Below are 16,510 nucleotides of genomic sequence, written 5' to 3'. Positions count from 1 at the left end.
GGGTACGTCCTCCTCCGCACCGGTGCCCGGCCGCCGCGGTGCGGCCGCGGTGCTGCGGGCGGTGTGCGGTCCCGTCGGTGCCGTCGTCCCGCGCGTATCGCGTCGTGCTTTCGTCGTACGGTCATCGTTTCCGTCCACGCTCCGTCGGTGCGCCGTCCGCCACGGCCGGGCGCGGTGCGACGGCGGCGGGGAGCAGGCCGAGCAGGATCCCGGCCGCCGCGAGCGGCGGGAACGCCGGCGCCGTCACCGGCACCGCGGGCGGGTCCACGGCCAGGGGATCGGCGCCCGCCGCGTACACCATCACCGCGGCGACCGCCGCGCCCGCCCCCGCCACGAGCCACGCCCGCGCGCCCCACCGGTCCGGCCGGTACCGCGTCCGCGCCGTGCGCCGGCCGCCCAGCCACAGACCGGCCGCCGACGCCGCCGCCCCGGCGAGCAGCAGCGGCAGACCGTACGCCGCGCCGTCCGTGCCGAGCAGCCCGTAGCAGCCGGCGCACACCCCGAGGAGCCCCCGAGGGTCAGCGCGCCCGTCGCCCGCCGGACGCCGCGCGGCACACCGGCGGTACGGCCGTACCCCCGCGCGTCCATCGCGGCGGCCAGCGCGACGGACCGTTCGAGCGCCCCTTCGAGCACCGGACGCGCCACCTTGGCCAGCGCGCGCACCCCCCGGTCGCGCCGCCCCCGCAGGCGCCGCGCCGCCCGCATCCGCACCACGTCGGCCACCAGATGCGGCGCGAACGACATCGCCACGACCACGGCCACCCCCACCTCGTACAGCGCGCCCGGCAGGGACTTGAGGAGCCGCGCCGGGTTGGCCAGCGCGTTCGCCGCGCCCAGGCAGATCAGCAGCGCCGCGAGCCGCAGCCCGTCGCGCGCGGCGAACGCGACGGCCTCCGCCGTGACACGCCCGCCGAGCCGTACGCCCGCAGCCCAGTCCGGCAGCGGCACCTCCGGCAGCGTCACCAGCACCCGCGTGCCGCCGATCGGCGACCCCAGCGCCACCGCGAACACCACGCGCACCACGACCACGAACGCCCCGAGGACCAGCGCGTAGCGGAACGCCCGCGCCCACGGCGCGTCGGTCCGCCGCGCCGCCACCACGTACCCGGCGACGGCGATGACGAGGCCGAGGAGCAGCGGGTTCGTCGTCCGGGACGCGGCGGTCGCGAGGCCCAGCGCCCACAGCCACCACGCGCCCGCGTGCAGGGCGTTGCTCCGGGTCGCCACCGGGGCGAGGACGGCGGGCACGGCGGTCAGGCCCGCCCGCGCCGGGCCCGTACGACCGCGGCGCCGCCGAGCAGCGCGACGACGCCGGCACCGGCCGCCACGGTCCACACCGACCCGGCCCCCGACCCCTCGTCGCCCGACGCGGTGTCGCCCACCGCGTCGCCGCAACCCCGGGCGGGGTAGCCCGCGATGGCGCACAGCAGCGCCGACCCGTCGTAGCGCAGCGGCTCGGCGACCGAGGCGAGGACCTCGGCGGCGGTCGCGCCGTCCGGCAGGTCCGCGCACGCGGAACGGGCGGCCGGCGGCTCCTCGCCGTCCGGAGCGTCGTCCGCCGTGCCGAAGTCGATGACGACGCCCACCCGGGCCGCGCCGCCCGCGTCGTCCGTGCCGCAGAGCGCCGCGAAGTCCGGCGCCGTGCGCGGCCGTGCCTGCCCGGACGCCTCCTCGCTCACCGCGAACCGGAACCCGATCACGTCGCCCGCGTCCGGCCGCGCCGATCCCGGCCCCTCCAGGGCGTACGTCCAGCCCCCGTCACCGGCCTGCCAGAACGACCAGTAGCGGTACGCCGTGCCGTCCGCGCGGGCCGTGCCGGCGCCGCCCCCGAGCACGGGGACGGCGGCCAGCGCGACGCAGGCGAGCCCCCGCAGCACGGCCGCCGCCGCCCGCATGTCAGGCGTTCCCGTCCTCGTGCGAGCGGCGCCGGCGCACCACACCGCCGGCGACGGCCAGGAGCCCCAGCACGACGACCGCGCCGACGATGCCGCCGATCACCGTGGCGAGGGTGTCCGAGTCCTCCTCCTCGTCACCGGACGCGGCGCCGCTCTCCGGGGTCGGGCCCAGCTCGTTCAGCGCGGCCACGAGGTCCGTGCCGCCGAAGTCGGTGGCCGACGTGTCGGTGGCGTGGGCGGCGAGGATCAGCAGACCGAGGGCGGACGGGCTGGCCTGCAGGTCGGGCCAGGCCGCCGCGTTCTCGCGCAGCCAGGTCAGCGGCGCGCCCGCGGCGTCCCGGTGGCCGCCGGCCGCGAGCGCCAGGACCGTCTTCACGGTCGTGCCGTAGTCGGGCTGCTCGGCGTCGGCGGAGCCGGGGAGCGTGCTGACGAGGTGCTGGTCGTTGGCCGTGAGGAGCGCGGTGAGCTGCGCGCTGCCCGCCGAGGCGGCGGTGATGTGCGCGGGGACCTCCTCGGCCGTGCCGTCCGCCGGGTCGGTCGCGCCGTCGGTCGGCGTCCCCTCCTCGGTGTCCCCGCCCTCCGTGTCCTCGGTCCCGGTGTCCCCGGTCTCCGTGCCGCTCGTGTCGTCCTCTTCCTGCGTGCCGCAGTCCAGGGCCTCGGCCGGCGCCGCCTCCTCCGCGTCCGGGGACACGAGCAGCCCGGCGCCGTACAGCGCGAGCACGGCGTCGGCGGTGGCGGACGCGTTGCCCGTCAGCGCGCCGGTCTCCGCGTCCGGCTGCCAGGCGAACGAGCCCCGCTGGTCCTCCGCGGCGTCGCAGCCGAGCTGCAGCGCGCCCAGGGCGTCGTACGGCGAGTGGTCGTCCCGCACGACCTCGGCCGGGTCCTCGCCGGCCGAGACGAACGCGCCGATCACGACGGCCGTCGAGTTGGTGTCGCTGGCCATGCCCGGGTTGTAGCTCCAGCCGCCGTCCGCGTTCTGCACGCCGGTGAGCCACGTCAGGGCCGCGTCCACCGCGTCGTCGTGGCCGCCGAGCGCCGCCAGCGCCTGGGCGGCGAGCGCCGTCGCGTTCGAGTCGGCCGCCGACACGTCCTCGCACGGCACGGACGGATCGGCCCGGTAGCCGAGGAACGACCCGTCGGCGCACTGCTGCCCCGCCAGCCACTCCACCGCCTCGTCGGCCGGGGTGGCCCCGACCGCGTGCTGCGCGAGCAGCGCGATGGACTGCCGCCACACGCCGTCGGCCTGCGGATCGCCCGAACCGAACAGCCCGTCCGGCACCTGGTCGGCCGCCGAGGCGGCCTGCGGCGCGAGACCGGTCAGGGCCGCAAGCAGCGCGGCACCGCCGGCCAGGGCCACGGCACGGCGGCGCGCACGGGACGGCCGCCGCCCCTGACGGTGATGCGTGGTGTTCTGCACGCGGGAAGCCTTTCACTGTGCCGGTCACCGGCACGGCTTCCGTACGCGTCGCGGATCGTCGCCGCGCGTCGTCGGGCACCGGGCACAGCGCCGTACTCCTCGACGGTGGCGGCCGCCACCGTGGCGGCCGACGTGCCAGTGCGGCCGCGTACGGGCATCCCGGCTCACGCGCCCGCCGGGGCGGGGCGTACACGGTTGCGGGTCAGCGCCGGAATCGCACCGGCTTCCCCCATACGCGGATGAACTGCGTGGGTCACTCTATCGGCCGCACCCCGCGCGCCCCCACCCGCCCGCGCTCAGGCCGGCGGCTCCGCCGTCAGCCACGCGTCGAGACTCCCCGCGTCGCGCAGCCCGTCCCGCACCCGCCGCAGCTCCGCGTCCGTGAGCGGGATCGCGCGCAGCTCCCGCAGCGGCTCGCCGGCCGGCTCGCCCAGGGCCGTCGCCAGCTCGACGAGGACCGCCAGCGCCAGCGCCCGTTCGACGCCCGGCGCGTCCGCCCCGTGCCTGCGCACCCACGAGGTGACGGCGCGGAACGCGGCGCGGTCGTCGTTCTTGAAGTCGCGGAGGATCCGCGCGTTGTCGAGCACCCTGGCCAGTCCGCTCAGCTCCTTCGAGCCGCCGTACTCCAGCGTCGCCGGCTCGTCGCGCCGCACGAAGATCAGCGAGTTGCCGGACGGGTCCAGGAGCGTGAACCGGCTCTGGCCGGGCCGGAACCGCGTGATGCGCGGCCGCCCCGTCGCCGGCACCCTGCCGTGGGCGGCGCGCAGCGCCCGGGAGAACGCGGCGTGGTACGGCGCGGCGTCGTCCACCGCGACGAGGCAGCCGCCGCCGTCCGACCGGTCCGGGTCGTAGCCGGCCGGCGGCCTGCAGAAGTGCACCTCGAAACCGCCGAAGCGCAGGGCGAGGTACACGTACGGCCTGGTCTGCTCGTGGGTGACCTCGAAGCCGAGGGCACGGTAGAACGCCAGCGTCCCCGGCACGTCCGAGCACGGCAGCAGCGGCACCGTCGTCTCGTTCGGGCGCATCTCCGGCGGTGCTTCTCCCACCTGGTCCCCAACTCCCCTGCTGAGCACGTTGCTTGCGGACCCCGACCGTACGGCTCCGCCTGCAGCTAGTCAAACTTGACTAGTCGGGCCGCGCCGCGTGGCGGGAATCACGCGCCCCGTCGGAGTCGTCCCCGCCCGCGCGGGCTATGTTGATACCCACGAGTAGCGGTGCCGTCGTACCAACCCTGGGAGTTGCCGGGCGTGACCACGCAGCCAGCCGAGGACCGCCCCCTCCGCGTCGCACTGCTCAGCTACAAGGGCAACCCCTACTCCGGCGGCCAGGGCGTCTACGTCCGCCACCTCTCCCGCGAACTCACCGCGCTCGGCCACCGCGTCGAGGTCATCGGCGCGCAGCCCTACCCCGTGCTCGACGAGGGCGTCGTCCTGCGCCGCCTGCCGAGCCTCGACCTGTACCGGCAGCCCGACCCGTTCCGCACACCGCGCCGCGACGAGTACCGCGACTGGATCGACGTGCTGGAGGTCGCCGTCATGAAGACCGGCGGCTTCCCCGAACCGAGGACGTTCGCCCTCCGCGCCCGCCGCGAACTCATCGCGCGCCGCCGTGACTTCGACGTCGTCCACGACAACCAGACCCTCGCGCCCGGCCTCCTCGGCGCCACCCGCCGCGCCGGCCTGCCGCTCGTCACGACGATCCACCACCCCATCACCGTCGACCGCCGCCTCGAACTCGCCGCCGCCACGACGCGCGCCCGCCGCTGGTCCGTACGACGCTGGTACGCCTTCACGCGCATGCAGCGCCGCGTCGCCCGCCGCCTGCCGGCCGTCCTCACCGTCTCCGAGGCGTCCCGCCGCGAGATCCTGGACGACTTCGCCGTCCCGCCCGGCCGCGTCCACGTCGTGCCGATCGGCGCCGACACCCGCGTCTTCCACCCCGACCCGGCCGTGCCGCGCGTGCCCGGCAGGATCGTCACCACCTCCAGCGCCGACGCCCCCCTGAAGGGCCTGGTGCACCTGGTCGAGGCCCTCGCCAAACTCCGCACCGAACACCCCGCGGCCCACCTCGTCGTCGTGGGGAAGCGCCCCGCGGAAGGACCGGTCGCCGACGCGCTGGAACGTTTCGGCATCGGCGGCGCCGTCACCTTCCGCACCGGCGTCGGCGACTCGGATCTCGCCGACCTCGTGCGCGGCGCGCAGGTCGCGTGCGTGCCGTCCCTGTACGAGGGGTTCTGCCTGCCCGCCGCCGAGGCCATGGCCGCCGGCACCCCCCTGGTCGCCACCACCGGCGGCGCCATCCCCGAGGTCGCGGGACCGGACGGCGAGACGTGCCTCGCCGTCCCCCCGGGCGACGCCGGCGCCCTCGCCGCCGCCCTCGGCCGCATGCTCACCGACGACGCCCTGCGCGCCCGGCTCGCCGCCGCCGGACGCGAGCGCGTCCTCGCCCGCTTCACCTGGCGGCAGGCCGCACGCGCCACCGCCGAGCACTACCGGGCCGCGCTCGCCGCCACCCCCCGACCGCAGCCGTAACACCGCATCCCGCAGCCGACCGGAAGGGCGCAACGACACATGCTGACGGTGGACTTCACCCGGTTCCCCATCGCCGCCGGCGACCGGGTCCTCGACCTCGGCTGCGGCCAGGGCCGGCACGCCTTCGCCTGCTACCGGCGCGGCGCCCACACCGTCGCCCTCGACCGCAACGGCGACGACGTCCGCGAGGTCGCCGGCTGGTTCGCCGCCATGCGCGAGGCCGGCGAGGCACCCCCCGGCACGACGGCGACCGCCGTACGCGGCGACGCGCTCGCCCTGCCGTTCCCCGACGCCAGCTTCGACGCGATCATCGTCTCCGAGATCATGGAGCACGTCCCCGACGACAAGGGCCTGCTCGCCGAGGCCGTCCGCGTCCTGCGCCCCGGCGGCCGGATCGCCGTCACCGTCCCCCGCCACGGCCCGGAACGCGTCTGCTGGGCGCTGTCCGACGCCTACCACCAGGTCGAGGGCGGCCACATCCGCATCTACCGCGCCGACGAACTCCTCACCCGCATCCGCGAGGCCGGCCTCCGCCCGTACGGCACCCACCACGCGCACGCCCTCCACGCGCCCTACTGGTGGCTCAAGTGCGCCGTCGGCGTGGACAACGACAGGTCGCTCCCCGTCCGCGCCTACCACAAGCTGCTCGTGTGGGACATCATGAAGCGCCCGCTGCTCACCCGCGCCGCCGAGCACCTCCTCGACCCGGTCATCGGCAAGTCGTTCGTCGCCTACGCCACCAAGCCCAGGGAGCGCGGGTGATGGCCTTCGGGCACCGCGAACGGCCCGCGCCGGCCGGCGTCCTCACCGCCGCCGAGACCGCCGAGACCGCCGCCGCCATCGGCCGCGTCCAGCGCACGGACGGCGGCATACCGTGGTTCCGCGGCCACCACCTCGACCCCTGGGACCACGTCGAGGCCGCCATGGCCCTCGACGCGGCGGGCGAGCACGACCGCGCCGAGGCCGCGTACGACTGGCTGGCCCGCCACCAGAACGACGACGGCTCCTGGTACGCCGCCTACGCCGACGACGGCCCGGCCACCCCCGCCGACCGCGCCGCCGAGACCAACTTCTGCGCCTACCCGGCCGTCGGCGTCTACCACCACTGGCTCGCCACCGGCGACGAGGCGTTCCGCCGCCGCATGACGCCCGTCGTCACCGCCGCCGTCGAGTTCGTCCTGCGCTTCCAGCGGCCCGGCGGCGAACTCGGCTGGCGCCGCGACCCCGACGGCACCGCCGCCCCCGGCGCCCTCCTCACCGGCTCCGCCTCCGCCCACCACGCCCTGCGCTGCGCCCTCGCGCTCGCCGAACTGGCCGGCACGCCGCAGCCGGACTGGGAGCTGGCCGCCGGCCGCCTCGGGCACGCCGTCCGCGCCCACCCGGAACGGTTCCTCGACAAGTCCCGCTACTCCATGGACTGGTACTACCCGGTCCTCGCCGGAACCGTCCGCGGCGCCGCCGCCCACGCCCGCCTCGCCGCCCGCTGGGACGACTTCGTCGTGCCGGGCCTCGGCGTCCGCTGCGTCCACCCCAACCCCTGGGTGACGGGTGGCGAGAGCGCCGAACTCGCCCTCGCCCTGTGGGCGGCCGGACTCCCGCGCCGCGCCACCGAGATCCTCCGCTGCCTGGCCCGCCTCCGCACCGACGACGGCATGTACTGGACGGGCTACGTGTACGCCGACGACGCCATCTGGCCGGAGGAGCGCACCACATGGACGGCGGGCGCGGTCCTGCTGGCAGCGGCGGCACTCACCGGCGACCACGCCACCCGCACCGTCTTCTCCGGCGCCACCCTCCCCACCGGCCTGCCGCCCGACTGCTGCTGACGGACACCACCGCACCCGCACCGGTCACCGCATCGACCGGCGCTCCCTCAGCAGCGCGACGCCGTCCCCCTCCGGCTCGCGTGCGTCCCGCAGTCCATGCCCATCAGGCACAGCGGATGTTCGCCTGTGTCGCGCGTTGGCGGGAGACCGTGGCCGCGCGCGGGCAAGCCGCTGCTGACGTTGAAGAAGCGCACTGCCGCACTCGGCGTGGAGTCGGATCAGGTGGCCCAGGGCGCTACCGCCGCAAGGTCGGCTCCGACTCCGGGATCGACGGCACGCCGTGAGAACGGCCGGATCAGGCTGCTTCCCCGTCGCTGTCGGCGGCGGCCGTGTGTTCGTTCACCCACCGCACGGCGTTCGCGAGGTTCGCGGCGATGCCCGCGGGCTCATAGGAGAACCCGTTCCACTCCTCCAGTGCCCGGGGCTCGTCGGGGCGGAGGTGGCTGCCACCGCCGTGGAGCGGGCGGTGCCGGCGGTGGATGTCCAGTGGCGGGCGGCGGCGCCTGTGGTAGGCCGCGAGCGGGTCGTCGGCGTTGGCGCGGGGAACCGCACGGGACGGCTGGTTCGGTGGTCCGGGTCGGGAGTGCTTGCCCATGGCTTCGATGGTCTCAGGCGGCGACGGTGGTCGGCCGGGCTGCGGCGAGATCCGCCGCCCGGGCGCGGACCTCGTCCACCGCACCGGTCCGGAACGGGCGGGCGGCGTCCAGCAGGGTGTTGAGCCGGGAGGCCACGAGCGTGGAGTCGACGCGGGCGGCCTCGTCCAGCGCTTGGTGGGCGCCGAGGGCGATCTTGAGGGTGTCGCGGCGATCGAGGAAGAGGTCCATCCGGGTCCATCCGGCCAAGGTCTGGGCGGCTGCCTCGGTAAGCAGCGGGACCTGGATGCTGTCCAGTGTGGGTCCGGCGGCCGTCGAGCCGAGATCACCGGGTGTGAAGGGCTGGCCGACCACGTCGGAGATCACCGTGGCGAGCAGGACCGGGACCGGCGGGCGGGGGCGTTCGCCGTCGATCCATCGGCGGATGCGGGTGGCGTCCGGAGCGACCTGCCGGTGCCCTTGGCGGATCGCTTCCGCAGCCCCAGGCCGATCCGAAGGACTCCTGAGCCCGGACGGGGAGCGTGACGGCCCCCCGCCCGTGCTCCGATCATGCCTGGGACCAGCCATACGGGTGACGCACTGCTGACGGACACCACCGCACCCGCACCGGTCACCGCATCGACCGGCGCTCCCTCAGCAGCGCGACGCCGTCTCCCTCCAGGTCGTCGAGGTACGCCTCCCGCCCGGTCATGGCCATCACCAGGGCCAGGGTGGTGCCCGTCACGAGCGGCCCGGAACCGGACCTGAACGGGCCGTCGGTCGCGACGAGCCCGAGACCGGCGACGCGGCGCTTGGCGACCACCACCATGTCGGTCCCCCGGTAGTACGCGGCGACCCGCGTGACCGTACCGATCGGATGGGCGCGGCGTATGCCGAGCGGACGGCGGATGTCCTCACCGTGCACGATCGTCTCGCCGAGCATGGCCACCGGAGGCAGGGGCGGCTTCGTCCTGCTGGAGACGGCGCGCCGGAACCGTTCCAGCGTCTCGGCGGGCGTGGCCCCGAGCTGTTCGGCGAGCCGCACGGCCACCTGCCGGTCGAAGTCGAACCGGCAGCGGATCACCCCGGCCAGCCAGCGCGCGGGCGTGAGGCTCGCCCCGGCGGTGAGGTGCGCCAGCACCTCGCGCACGGACAACCCGGCGCAGAGCGACGGCGTCGCCCACCGCTCGTCGGACAGCCCCGCGAGATCGGCCGCCAGCGCGGCCCGCTCCTCATGGATCGCCGACCACAGCTCCGCTTTCGATCCCGCATCGGTCATGGGAAGGAACTCCTGTATCGAACGACACTTGGCCACACCCACACCGGAACAGACCTCCGCCCGGCGGGGCGTTCGCAGAGGAGACTCCGACACCGGCCGGAACTCATCGCCCACGACGGGACCTCCCGAAACCCCGACCCCGAGGCACCACACGCGGCCGGGACAGGGAAGCACCCGTCGGCGATGCTTGTCGCACCGTCCCCGCCGAGCCGACCCGGCCGATCCAGGAGCCTCCCGTGCAACTGCCCGATCCCGCCCCGCATCCGGAGATCCTGCGGTCCGCCGAGTCGTATCTGCGGCTCGCCGACCGGGCCGTCCCCGGGCTCGTCGAAGGGCTGTACATCCACGGCTCGCCGACGTACGGGGACTACTGTCCGGGGCACAGCGACATCGATTTCGCGGCCGTCCTCCGCCACCGTCCCTCGCCCGACGAGACCGCCCTGCTGGGGAGCGTCCTCGACGGGCTGCGGGACGCCCACCCCCGCCCGTACTTCGACGGGTTCCACATCACCCGCGCGGACTTGGCCGCCCCGCCCGCCGTCTGCCCGGACGTGCCCTGCGTCGCCGAGTGGCGTCACGAACCGGCCGCCCGGCACGGCCTCGACCCCGTCACCTGGCACGAACTCGCCCACCGGGCCATCGCCCTGCGCGGACCGCGCCTCACCCCGGCCGACGTCCATGACGACCCCGCCGGCCTGCGCGCCTTCACCCGGGACAACCTCGACACGTACTGGCGGCCCACCCTGGAGCGCGTCCGCGCCGCCGCCGACGCCCTGCCGGGGCTCCCCGAGGAGCGCGCCGCCGCGCTCTCCGCACAGATCACCGAGTGGTGCGTCCTCGGCATGGCGCGCCTGTACCACCTCCTGGCCACCGGGCGTTCCACGTCCAAGAGCGGCGCCGGCCGGCACGCCCGCGCCGTCCTCGACAGCGTGTGGCACCCCGTCATCGACGAGGCACTGCGCCTGCGCCACGGCACGGCCACCGGCCCGTCCCCCTACGGTGCCGATCCGGTCGTGCGGGTCCGTGACGCCATCGCGTTCACCGCCGTGGTCCTCGACCTGTCCCTCCGCCTGCCCGGCTGAACGCCGGAGCGGCGGTGGTCCGGGGACCACCGCCGCTCCGTGTGCTGCTTCCGGTCAGCCGCGCTGGATGCCGGAGGTGTCCTGCAGGACGCCGCGGCGGCCGTCCTGCGTCTGCGCCACGAGCTGCTGCCCGCGCTGCTCCACCGCCAGGTACCAGGTGCCGGGCGCCAGTTCGGCGATCGGCGTCGGCGCGCCGTCCTCGCCGTACAGCGGACGGGCCGCCGGGACGGCGAACCAGAACGGCTGGAAGTCCGAGCCGCCGGCCGGGGCCGGGGTGGCCGGGGCGGCCTGGGTGGCGGGGTAGCCGCCCTGGGTGCCGGGCGCCGGGTAGCCGTAGCCGGGCTGCCCGCCGTACGGCTGCTGCTGGCCGTAGCCCTGCGGCCGCGGGGCGCCCGTCAGCGGCGCCTGGAGACCCGGGACCAGCGGCGTCAGCACGGCGACCGCCGCCAGCGCCAGCGCCGCGAGCAGGCCGATGATCAGGCCCACGCCGACGTCGGCGCCGAAGCCGCCGCCCAGCGACCACAGGGCCGCCCACGCGGAGGTCACCGTGAGGGCGATGCCCCACTGGTCCAGGCGCAGACCGCCGAACTGGCGCTCACGGTTCGGGATGAAGCGGGAGATGGCGATCGCCGCCGCGCCCAGGATGCCGGCCAGGTAGACCGACGGCAGGACGGGGAAGATGTCGGACTCCCAGGCGTTCACGCCATCGCTGCCGCCGCCGTAGTCCCCGTAGTCCACTGTGTACGTGTCGAGGAATGAGGCGATGAAGAGCAGGACCGCTGCTCCGATCACTACTGCGTCGCCTCGGGAGAGCGAGCGGTTGTTCACGTCAGATCCTTCGTCGTTCTCGTCGTCATGGTCTGGTCGGGTGGGGCGCGCCCCATCCTAGGGACGCCGCAGGTGCCGGTGGTCCGGGGAGTGGGGACTGTTTCCTACACGACACGCTTGTGATGACGCCGTGATGTGCACCACGGTTCCCCCACGCCGGTCAGACGCCGGCCCCCGTACGCCGCAGGACACGCAGTGAAGCACGGCCGCCGGCCTCCTCGAACGCGCCCGAGTCCACCGCCCGCCGCCAGATCCGGTACGGCGCGCGGCCACCGTCCGCCGGGTCGGGGAAGACGTCGTGGATCACCAGGAGCCCACCGACGGCGAGCTTCGGCGCCCAGCCCTCGTAGTCGGCCGTCGCGGCGGCGTCCGTGTGGCCGCCGTCGACGAACACCAGGCCGAACCGGCCCCCGAGCGCCGCCGCCGCCCGCGCGGAACGGCCGACGACCGCGATCACATGGTCCTCCAGGCCGGCCGCGGCGATCGTGCGCCGGAACTCCGGCAGCGTGTCCATCCGCGCCCGGTCCGCCGCGTCGAGGAGGTCCTCGTCGTGGTACTCCTCGCCCGGCTGCTGCTCCTCGCTGCCCCGGTGGTGGTCCACGGTGACGACCACGGTGCCGGCGGCACGGGCCGCGTCCGCGAGGAGGAGCGTCGACTTGCCGCAGTAGGTGCCGATCTCCAGCAGCGGGAGGCCGAGCCGCGCCGCATCGCGGGCCGCCGCGTACAGGGCGGCGTCCTCACCGGGCGGCATGAAGCCCTTCGCCGCCTCGAAGGCGGCGGACACCCTGGCGTCCTTCGGCATGTCCTCGGCCACGCTGCCCCCTGTGGTACCCGGCCTGTCCGGGACATGCTGCCGTACGGTCCGGCGGCGGCGCGCACGGGGGGTGCGTCATCCGGTCTGGTCCAGGGGCGCCTGCTGGAGCGGCACCGGTTTCGTCACCGGCCGGGCGCCCGGTGCCGGATCGCCGTACGGCCCGTACCCGGGATCGGTCACGGGCGGCGCCGCGACCGCCTCGGGCTCGTGGACCCGCGGCGCGCGCGCCCCCCGCTCCGCCGGCACCGAGAGCCGCGCCAGCCCGCACGGCACCTGCGGCGTACTGAACGGCAGCAGCAGCTCACCGTCCGCCGTCCACCGCCCCGCGCCCGCCAACCACCCGACGGGGGCCGCCAGATGCCGCATCTCCCGCTGCCCCGGCCGCCACACGCCCACCCACTGCGCCTCCGGCGTCGCCACACGCACCGCGACCCCGCAGTCCTCCGGCACCAGCACCTGCCCCGGCTGCGCGGCGAACGGCACCACCCGCATCCCGTCGTCCTCCCGCAGCGCCTCCGGGAACCGCACGGGACGCCGGCTGCCCAGCACCCCCCACCCCACGCGCTCCCCGCCCGGCGCGTCCGAACGCACCACGAGCAGCCCGCTGTCCGGATCGGCGAGCAGCAGCCGGTCGTTGCTGCCCTCCGCGATCCGCAGCAGCTCCGCCGGCTCGCCGCCGTGCTCCACGTCCACGGTGACGGCGCGCGTGCGGCCGAGGGCGTCCGTGCGGTCCAGCGCCAGCAGACGCCCGTGCCGGTCCAGCCAGGCGCCGCCCGAGCAGCGCCCCGCGAGCACGGTGACCAGCTCCGGGCCGTACGCGCCGCCGCACACCAGCCACAGCGCCGTGCCCGCGACCTCGTCGCCCGCGTGCACCGGGACGCGCGGCACCAGCGCGTACACCCGGGTCCCGTCCGGCGCGGGCGGGACCAGCGTCAGCCCCGCGCACTCGACGGAGCCGAGCGGCAGTTCGCCCGTCTCGGGACCCGACGGGTACAGCAGCGAGAAGTGGCACCGCCCGTCGGCGCGCCGCCCGATCAGCACCCGCCCGTCCGCGAGCGGCATCAGCGCGCTGTCCGGCTCCTCGGGCTGCGTGCCGGGCAGCCGGACCGCGTACGGTTCGGGCCCGTCGAGCGTCCACCGCTCCGGGTACCAGCCGTCGCGGCCGTCGCCCGCGACGAGCCTGGCCGCGTACGAACCGTCCGCGGCGATGACCAGGGGCGTGGACCGCAGGCCCGGCAGGGACGCCGTGACCGACATCGGATCTCCTCGCTGCTGTGGGAAACACCACCCGGAACCGGACAAGTGGGGAAGACGGAACCGGACAAGGGGGACGCTAGGCAGCGCGCACCCGGCCGGACAACTCCGCCGGTCACCCTTCACACGCAAGGGTGAGCGCCGGGCACGCCCCGCGCGCCGCCGCACCACCGCCGGGGGAGCGGAACGGTTCCCCGGACGCGCGTTCCCGGGAGGCGGGTAGCCTGGGCGCGTGCCCCGACTCTCCGACGTGACCGCCGCCCTCGACACCCTCTGGCCCCGCGAACGGGCCGAGAGCTGGGACGCCGTCGGCCCGGTCTGCGGTGACCCGGACGCCGAGGTCCGGCGGGTGCTGTTCGCCGTCGACCCGGTCGCCGCGGTCGTGGACGAGGCCGTCGGCCTCGGCGCCGACCTCCTCGTCACCCACCACCCGCTCTACCTGCGGGGCACCACGACCGTCGCGGCCGACACGTTCAAGGGCCGCGTCGTGCACACGCTCATCCGCAACGGGATCGCCCTCCACGTCGCCCACACCAACGCGGACCGCGCCGACCCCGGCGTCTCCGACGCCCTCGCCGCCGCCCTCGGGCTGCGCGTCACGGGACCCCTCGTGCCCGACCCCGGCGACCCGGCGGGCCGCCGGGGCCTGGGCCGCGTCGGCGAGCTCGAACGGCCCCTGAGCGTCGCCGAGTTCGCCGAGCTGGCCGCCGCACGCCTCCCCGCCACCGCGCAGGGGATCCGCGCCGCCGGACCCGCCGGCGGCCCGGCCGTCCGCACGGTCGCCGTCTGCGGCGGCTCCGGCGACAGCCTGTTCGACGCCGTACGGGCGGCCGGCGTCGACGCGTACCTCACCGCCGACCTGCGCCACCACCCGGCGTCCGAGGCCGGCGAGCACTCGCCGCTCGTCCTCGTCGACGCCGCCCACTGGGCCACCGAGTGGCCCTGGTGCGCGCAGGCCGCCGCCCAGCTCGACGCCGTCGCCGACCGGGCCGGCTGGGACCTGCGCACCCACGTCTCGCACCGCGTCACCGACCCGTGGACCGTCCACCGGGCCGCCCCGTCCCCGCACACCACCCGCGCCCCCGGCACGACCGAAGGAGCCCCCAACTGAACGCCGCGCCCGCCGACCAGATCCGGCTGCTTGACGTCCAGGCCCTGGACGTCCGGCTGACCCAGCTCGCGCACCGCCGCGACACCCTCCCCGAGCACGCCGAGATCCGCGCCCTGGAGAGCGACCTCGCCCAGCAGCGTGCCCTCCTCGTCGCCGCCAGGACCGAGGAGAGCGACACCGCGCGCGAGCAGACCAAGGCCGAGCAGGACGTCGACCAGGTCCGCAAGCGCGCCGAACGCGACCGGCAGCGCCTGGAGTCCGGCCTCGTCACCAACCCGAAGGACCTCGCCGGGCTGCAGAGCGAGATCGAGTCCCTCGCGCGCCGCCAGGACGACCTGGAGAACGTCGTCCTGGAGATCATGGAGCGCCTGGAGGCCGCCCAGACCCGCGCCGCCGAACTGGCCGGGCGCGTCGCGGAGCTGGAGAGCGGCATCGCGTCGGCCGCCGAGCGCCGTGACGCCGCCACCGCCGGCATCGACACCGAGACGACGGCCGTCACCGCCGACCGCGCCAAGGCCGCCGCGGACATCCCCGCCGACCTGCTGAAGCTGTACGACCGGCTGCGCGGCCAGCAGGGCGGCGTCGGCGCGGCCCGCCTGTTCCAGCGCCGCTGCGAGGGCTGCCACCTCGAACTCGACATCACCGAGCTGAACGAGGTCCGCGCCGCCCCCGCCGACGCCGTCGTGCGCTGCGAGAACTGCAGCCGCATCCTCGTGCGCACCCCCGAGTCCGGCCTGTGACGGCGCCCGGTGGCCGCCGCCTCGTCGTCGAGGCGGACGGCGGCTCCCGCGGCAACCCGGGGCCGGCCGGCTACGGCGCGGTCGTCATGGACGCGGTGACCGGCGAAGTCCTCGCCGAAACCGCCGAGTTCCTCGGCACCTGCACCAACAACGTCGCCGAGTACCGTGGCCTGATCGCGGGCCTGCGCGCCGCGCACGCCCTCGCCCCGGACGCGGCGGTCCGCGTCCGTATGGACTCCAAGCTCGTCGTGGAGCAGATGTCGGGCCGCTGGAAGATCAAGCACCCCGACATGCGGCCCCTCGCGACCGAGGCGCGCGGCGTCTTCCCGGCCGGCGCGGTGAGTTACGAGTGGATCCCCCGCGAGCGCAACAAGCACGCCGACCGCCTCGCCAACGAGGCGATGGACGCCGGCCGGCGCGGCGAGACGTGGCGCCCCCGCGACGGCGCGGGTCAGCGGGGTCCCGTCGCCGAGGAGCCCGCGCCCGAGACACCGGCCGTGGGCTGGGGCCGCGCCGACGAGCCCGCCACCACGTTCCTGCTGCTGCGGCACGGCGAGACGGCGCTGACCCCCGAGAAGCGGTTCTCGGGCAGCGGCGGCTCCGACCCGTCCCTCACCGACACCGGCCTGCGGCAGGCGGAGGCAGCCGCCGCCGCCCTCGCCGCGCGCGGCGGCATCGCGGGCGTCGTCTCCTCGCCGCTGGCCCGCTGCCGCGAGACGGCCGAGGCCGTCGCCGTCCGCCTCGGCCTGGAGATCCGCTTCGACGACCACCTGCGCGAGACGGACTTCGGCGCCTGGGAGGGCCTGACGTTCGCCGAGGTCCAGGAGCGGTTCGGCGCCGACCTGGACACCTGGCTCGCCACCCCGGGGGAGGCAGCGCCGACCGGCGGCGAGAGCTTCACCGCCGTCGCCCGCCGCGCCGCCGTCGCCCGCGACAAGGCGATCGCCCGCTACGCCGGCCGCACCGTCCTCGTCGTCAGCCATGTCACGCCGATCAAGTCGCTGCTGTGCCTGGCGCTCGGCGCGCCGCCGGCGTCGATGTTCCGCCTGGAGCTGTCGCCGGCCGCCGTGTCGGAGATCGCGTACTGGCCGGACGGCGCGACGAGCGTCCGCCGCGTCAACGACACGGCGCACCTGGCGGGCCCGGCCGTGTGACACCGGC

16 protein-coding genes, 1 pseudogene and 1 riboswitch are annotated in these 16,510 nt (G+C 76.1%); of the genes and pseudogenes, 7 read left to right on the top strand and 10 right to left on the bottom strand.

All coding sequences use genetic code 11. From position 1 onward, the window contains the following. Positions 1-121: 121 nt before the first annotated feature. From EMA09_RS06300 to EMA09_RS06285, 4 genes and pseudogenes are all read right to left on the bottom strand, one after another. Positions 122-1,257, bottom strand: a pseudogene (locus EMA09_RS06300) (CbiQ family ECF transporter T component). Further along, positions 1,254-1,895 carry an SCO2322 family protein gene (locus tag EMA09_RS06295; protein ID WP_129839692.1) on the bottom strand — a complete coding sequence of 214 codons (642 nt, stop codon included), beginning with the start codon at positions 1,893-1,895 and terminating at the stop codon, positions 1,254-1,256. The pseudogene EMA09_RS06300 and the gene EMA09_RS06295 overlap by 4 nt, the downstream one beginning before the upstream one ends. A 1-nt stretch (position 1,896) precedes the next feature. After that, on the bottom strand, positions 1,897-3,312 hold the full coding sequence (locus EMA09_RS06290) for a prenyltransferase/squalene oxidase repeat-containing protein (protein ID WP_129839690.1): 1,416 nt from the start codon (positions 3,310-3,312) through the stop codon (positions 1,897-1,899). A gap of 152 nt (positions 3,313-3,464) precedes the next feature. Then, positions 3,465-3,546, bottom strand: a riboswitch (cobalamin riboswitch). A 62-nt stretch (positions 3,547-3,608) separates the two neighbouring features. Next, a complete protein-coding gene (locus EMA09_RS06285) occupies positions 3,609-4,358 on the bottom strand; it encodes a glyoxalase (RefSeq protein ID WP_240796259.1) in 750 nt (249 codons plus the stop codon). A gap of 201 nt (positions 4,359-4,559) precedes the next feature. Here EMA09_RS06285 and EMA09_RS06280 point away from each other — a divergent pair, with 201 nt between their 5' ends. Genes EMA09_RS06280 through EMA09_RS06270 form a run of 3 tightly spaced genes read left to right on the top strand, consistent with a single transcriptional unit; the run spans position 4,560 to position 7,669 of the window. Then, positions 4,560-5,843 carry a glycosyltransferase family 4 protein gene (locus EMA09_RS06280; protein ID WP_240796258.1) on the top strand — a complete coding sequence of 428 codons (1,284 nt, stop codon included), beginning with the start codon at positions 4,560-4,562 and terminating at the stop codon, positions 5,841-5,843. A 39-nt stretch (positions 5,844-5,882) separates the two neighbouring features. After that, positions 5,883-6,605, top strand: coding sequence for a class I SAM-dependent methyltransferase (locus EMA09_RS06275; RefSeq protein WP_129839688.1), 723 nt, complete (start codon positions 5,883-5,885; stop codon positions 6,603-6,605). Beyond that, the gene (locus EMA09_RS06270) at positions 6,605-7,669 is read left to right on the top strand and encodes a prenyltransferase/squalene oxidase repeat-containing protein (protein ID WP_129839686.1); all 1,065 of its coding nucleotides are present in this window, start codon (positions 6,605-6,607) and stop codon (positions 7,667-7,669) included. The genes EMA09_RS06275 and EMA09_RS06270 overlap by 1 nt, the downstream gene beginning before the upstream one ends. A gap of 295 nt (positions 7,670-7,964) precedes the next feature. On the opposite strand, the gene EMA09_RS06265 is transcribed toward EMA09_RS06270, so the two are convergent. The 3 genes from EMA09_RS06265 to EMA09_RS06255 all read right to left on the bottom strand — a co-directional run bounded on the left by EMA09_RS06265 (position 7,965) and on the right by EMA09_RS06255 (position 9,520). Next, positions 7,965-8,264: a DUF6087 family protein gene (locus EMA09_RS06265; protein ID WP_129839684.1), complete on the bottom strand. Its 300-nt coding sequence runs from the start codon at positions 8,262-8,264 to the stop codon at positions 7,965-7,967. A gap of 13 nt (positions 8,265-8,277) precedes the next feature. Then, positions 8,278-8,628, bottom strand: coding sequence for a hypothetical protein (locus tag EMA09_RS28850; RefSeq protein ID WP_240796257.1), 351 nt, complete (start codon positions 8,626-8,628; stop codon positions 8,278-8,280). 244 nt (positions 8,629-8,872) lie between these two features. Beyond that, positions 8,873-9,520: a maleylpyruvate isomerase family mycothiol-dependent enzyme gene (locus EMA09_RS06255; protein WP_129839682.1), complete on the bottom strand. Its 648-nt coding sequence runs from the start codon at positions 9,518-9,520 to the stop codon at positions 8,873-8,875. A gap of 236 nt (positions 9,521-9,756) precedes the next feature. Here EMA09_RS06255 and EMA09_RS06250 point away from each other — a divergent pair, with 236 nt between their 5' ends. Continuing rightward, on the top strand, positions 9,757-10,602 hold the full coding sequence (locus EMA09_RS06250) for an aminoglycoside adenylyltransferase domain-containing protein (RefSeq protein ID WP_129839680.1): 846 nt from the start codon (positions 9,757-9,759) through the stop codon (positions 10,600-10,602). Between the two features lie 54 nt (positions 10,603-10,656). Here EMA09_RS06250 and EMA09_RS06245 read toward each other — a convergent pair whose 3' ends face one another. From EMA09_RS06245 to EMA09_RS06235, 3 genes are all read right to left on the bottom strand, one after another. Then, on the bottom strand, positions 10,657-11,430 hold the full coding sequence (locus EMA09_RS06245; RefSeq protein WP_129839678.1) for a DUF5336 domain-containing protein: 774 nt from the start codon (positions 11,428-11,430) through the stop codon (positions 10,657-10,659). 160 nt (positions 11,431-11,590) lie between these two features. Continuing rightward, positions 11,591-12,232, bottom strand: a complete 642-nt coding sequence (locus tag EMA09_RS06240; RefSeq protein ID WP_129843865.1) for a class I SAM-dependent methyltransferase — start codon at positions 12,230-12,232, stop codon at positions 11,591-11,593. Positions 12,233-12,319: 87 nt separating this feature from the next. Beyond that, positions 12,320-13,501, bottom strand: a complete 1,182-nt coding sequence (locus EMA09_RS06235; RefSeq protein ID WP_129839676.1) for a hypothetical protein — start codon at positions 13,499-13,501, stop codon at positions 12,320-12,322. A gap of 229 nt (positions 13,502-13,730) precedes the next feature. On the opposite strand from EMA09_RS06235, the gene EMA09_RS06230 reads away from it, so the two are divergent. From EMA09_RS06230 to EMA09_RS06220, 3 genes are read left to right on the top strand one after another with little or no spacing between them, the layout of a single operon-like run. After that, a complete protein-coding gene (locus EMA09_RS06230; RefSeq protein WP_129839674.1) occupies positions 13,731-14,609 on the top strand; it encodes a Nif3-like dinuclear metal center hexameric protein in 879 nt (292 codons plus the stop codon). Then, the gene (locus EMA09_RS06225) at positions 14,606-15,349 is read left to right on the top strand and encodes a C4-type zinc ribbon domain-containing protein (RefSeq protein WP_206306038.1); all 744 of its coding nucleotides are present in this window, start codon (positions 14,606-14,608) and stop codon (positions 15,347-15,349) included. The genes EMA09_RS06230 and EMA09_RS06225 overlap by 4 nt, the downstream gene beginning before the upstream one ends. Further along, positions 15,346-16,503 (top strand): bifunctional RNase H/acid phosphatase, encoded by a 1,158-nt coding sequence (locus EMA09_RS06220; protein ID WP_129839672.1) that lies wholly within the window; start codon positions 15,346-15,348, stop codon positions 16,501-16,503. Before EMA09_RS06225 ends, EMA09_RS06220 begins: the two co-directional genes overlap by 4 nt. Positions 16,504-16,510: the final 7 nt, after the last annotated feature.

The organism is Streptomyces sp. RFCAC02 (assembly GCF_004193175.1).
Lineage (GTDB): Bacteria > Actinomycetota > Actinomycetes > Streptomycetales > Streptomycetaceae > Streptomyces.
The sequence above is the reverse complement of the archived record's forward strand: the minus strand, read 5'-3'. Positions and strand labels throughout refer to the sequence as shown.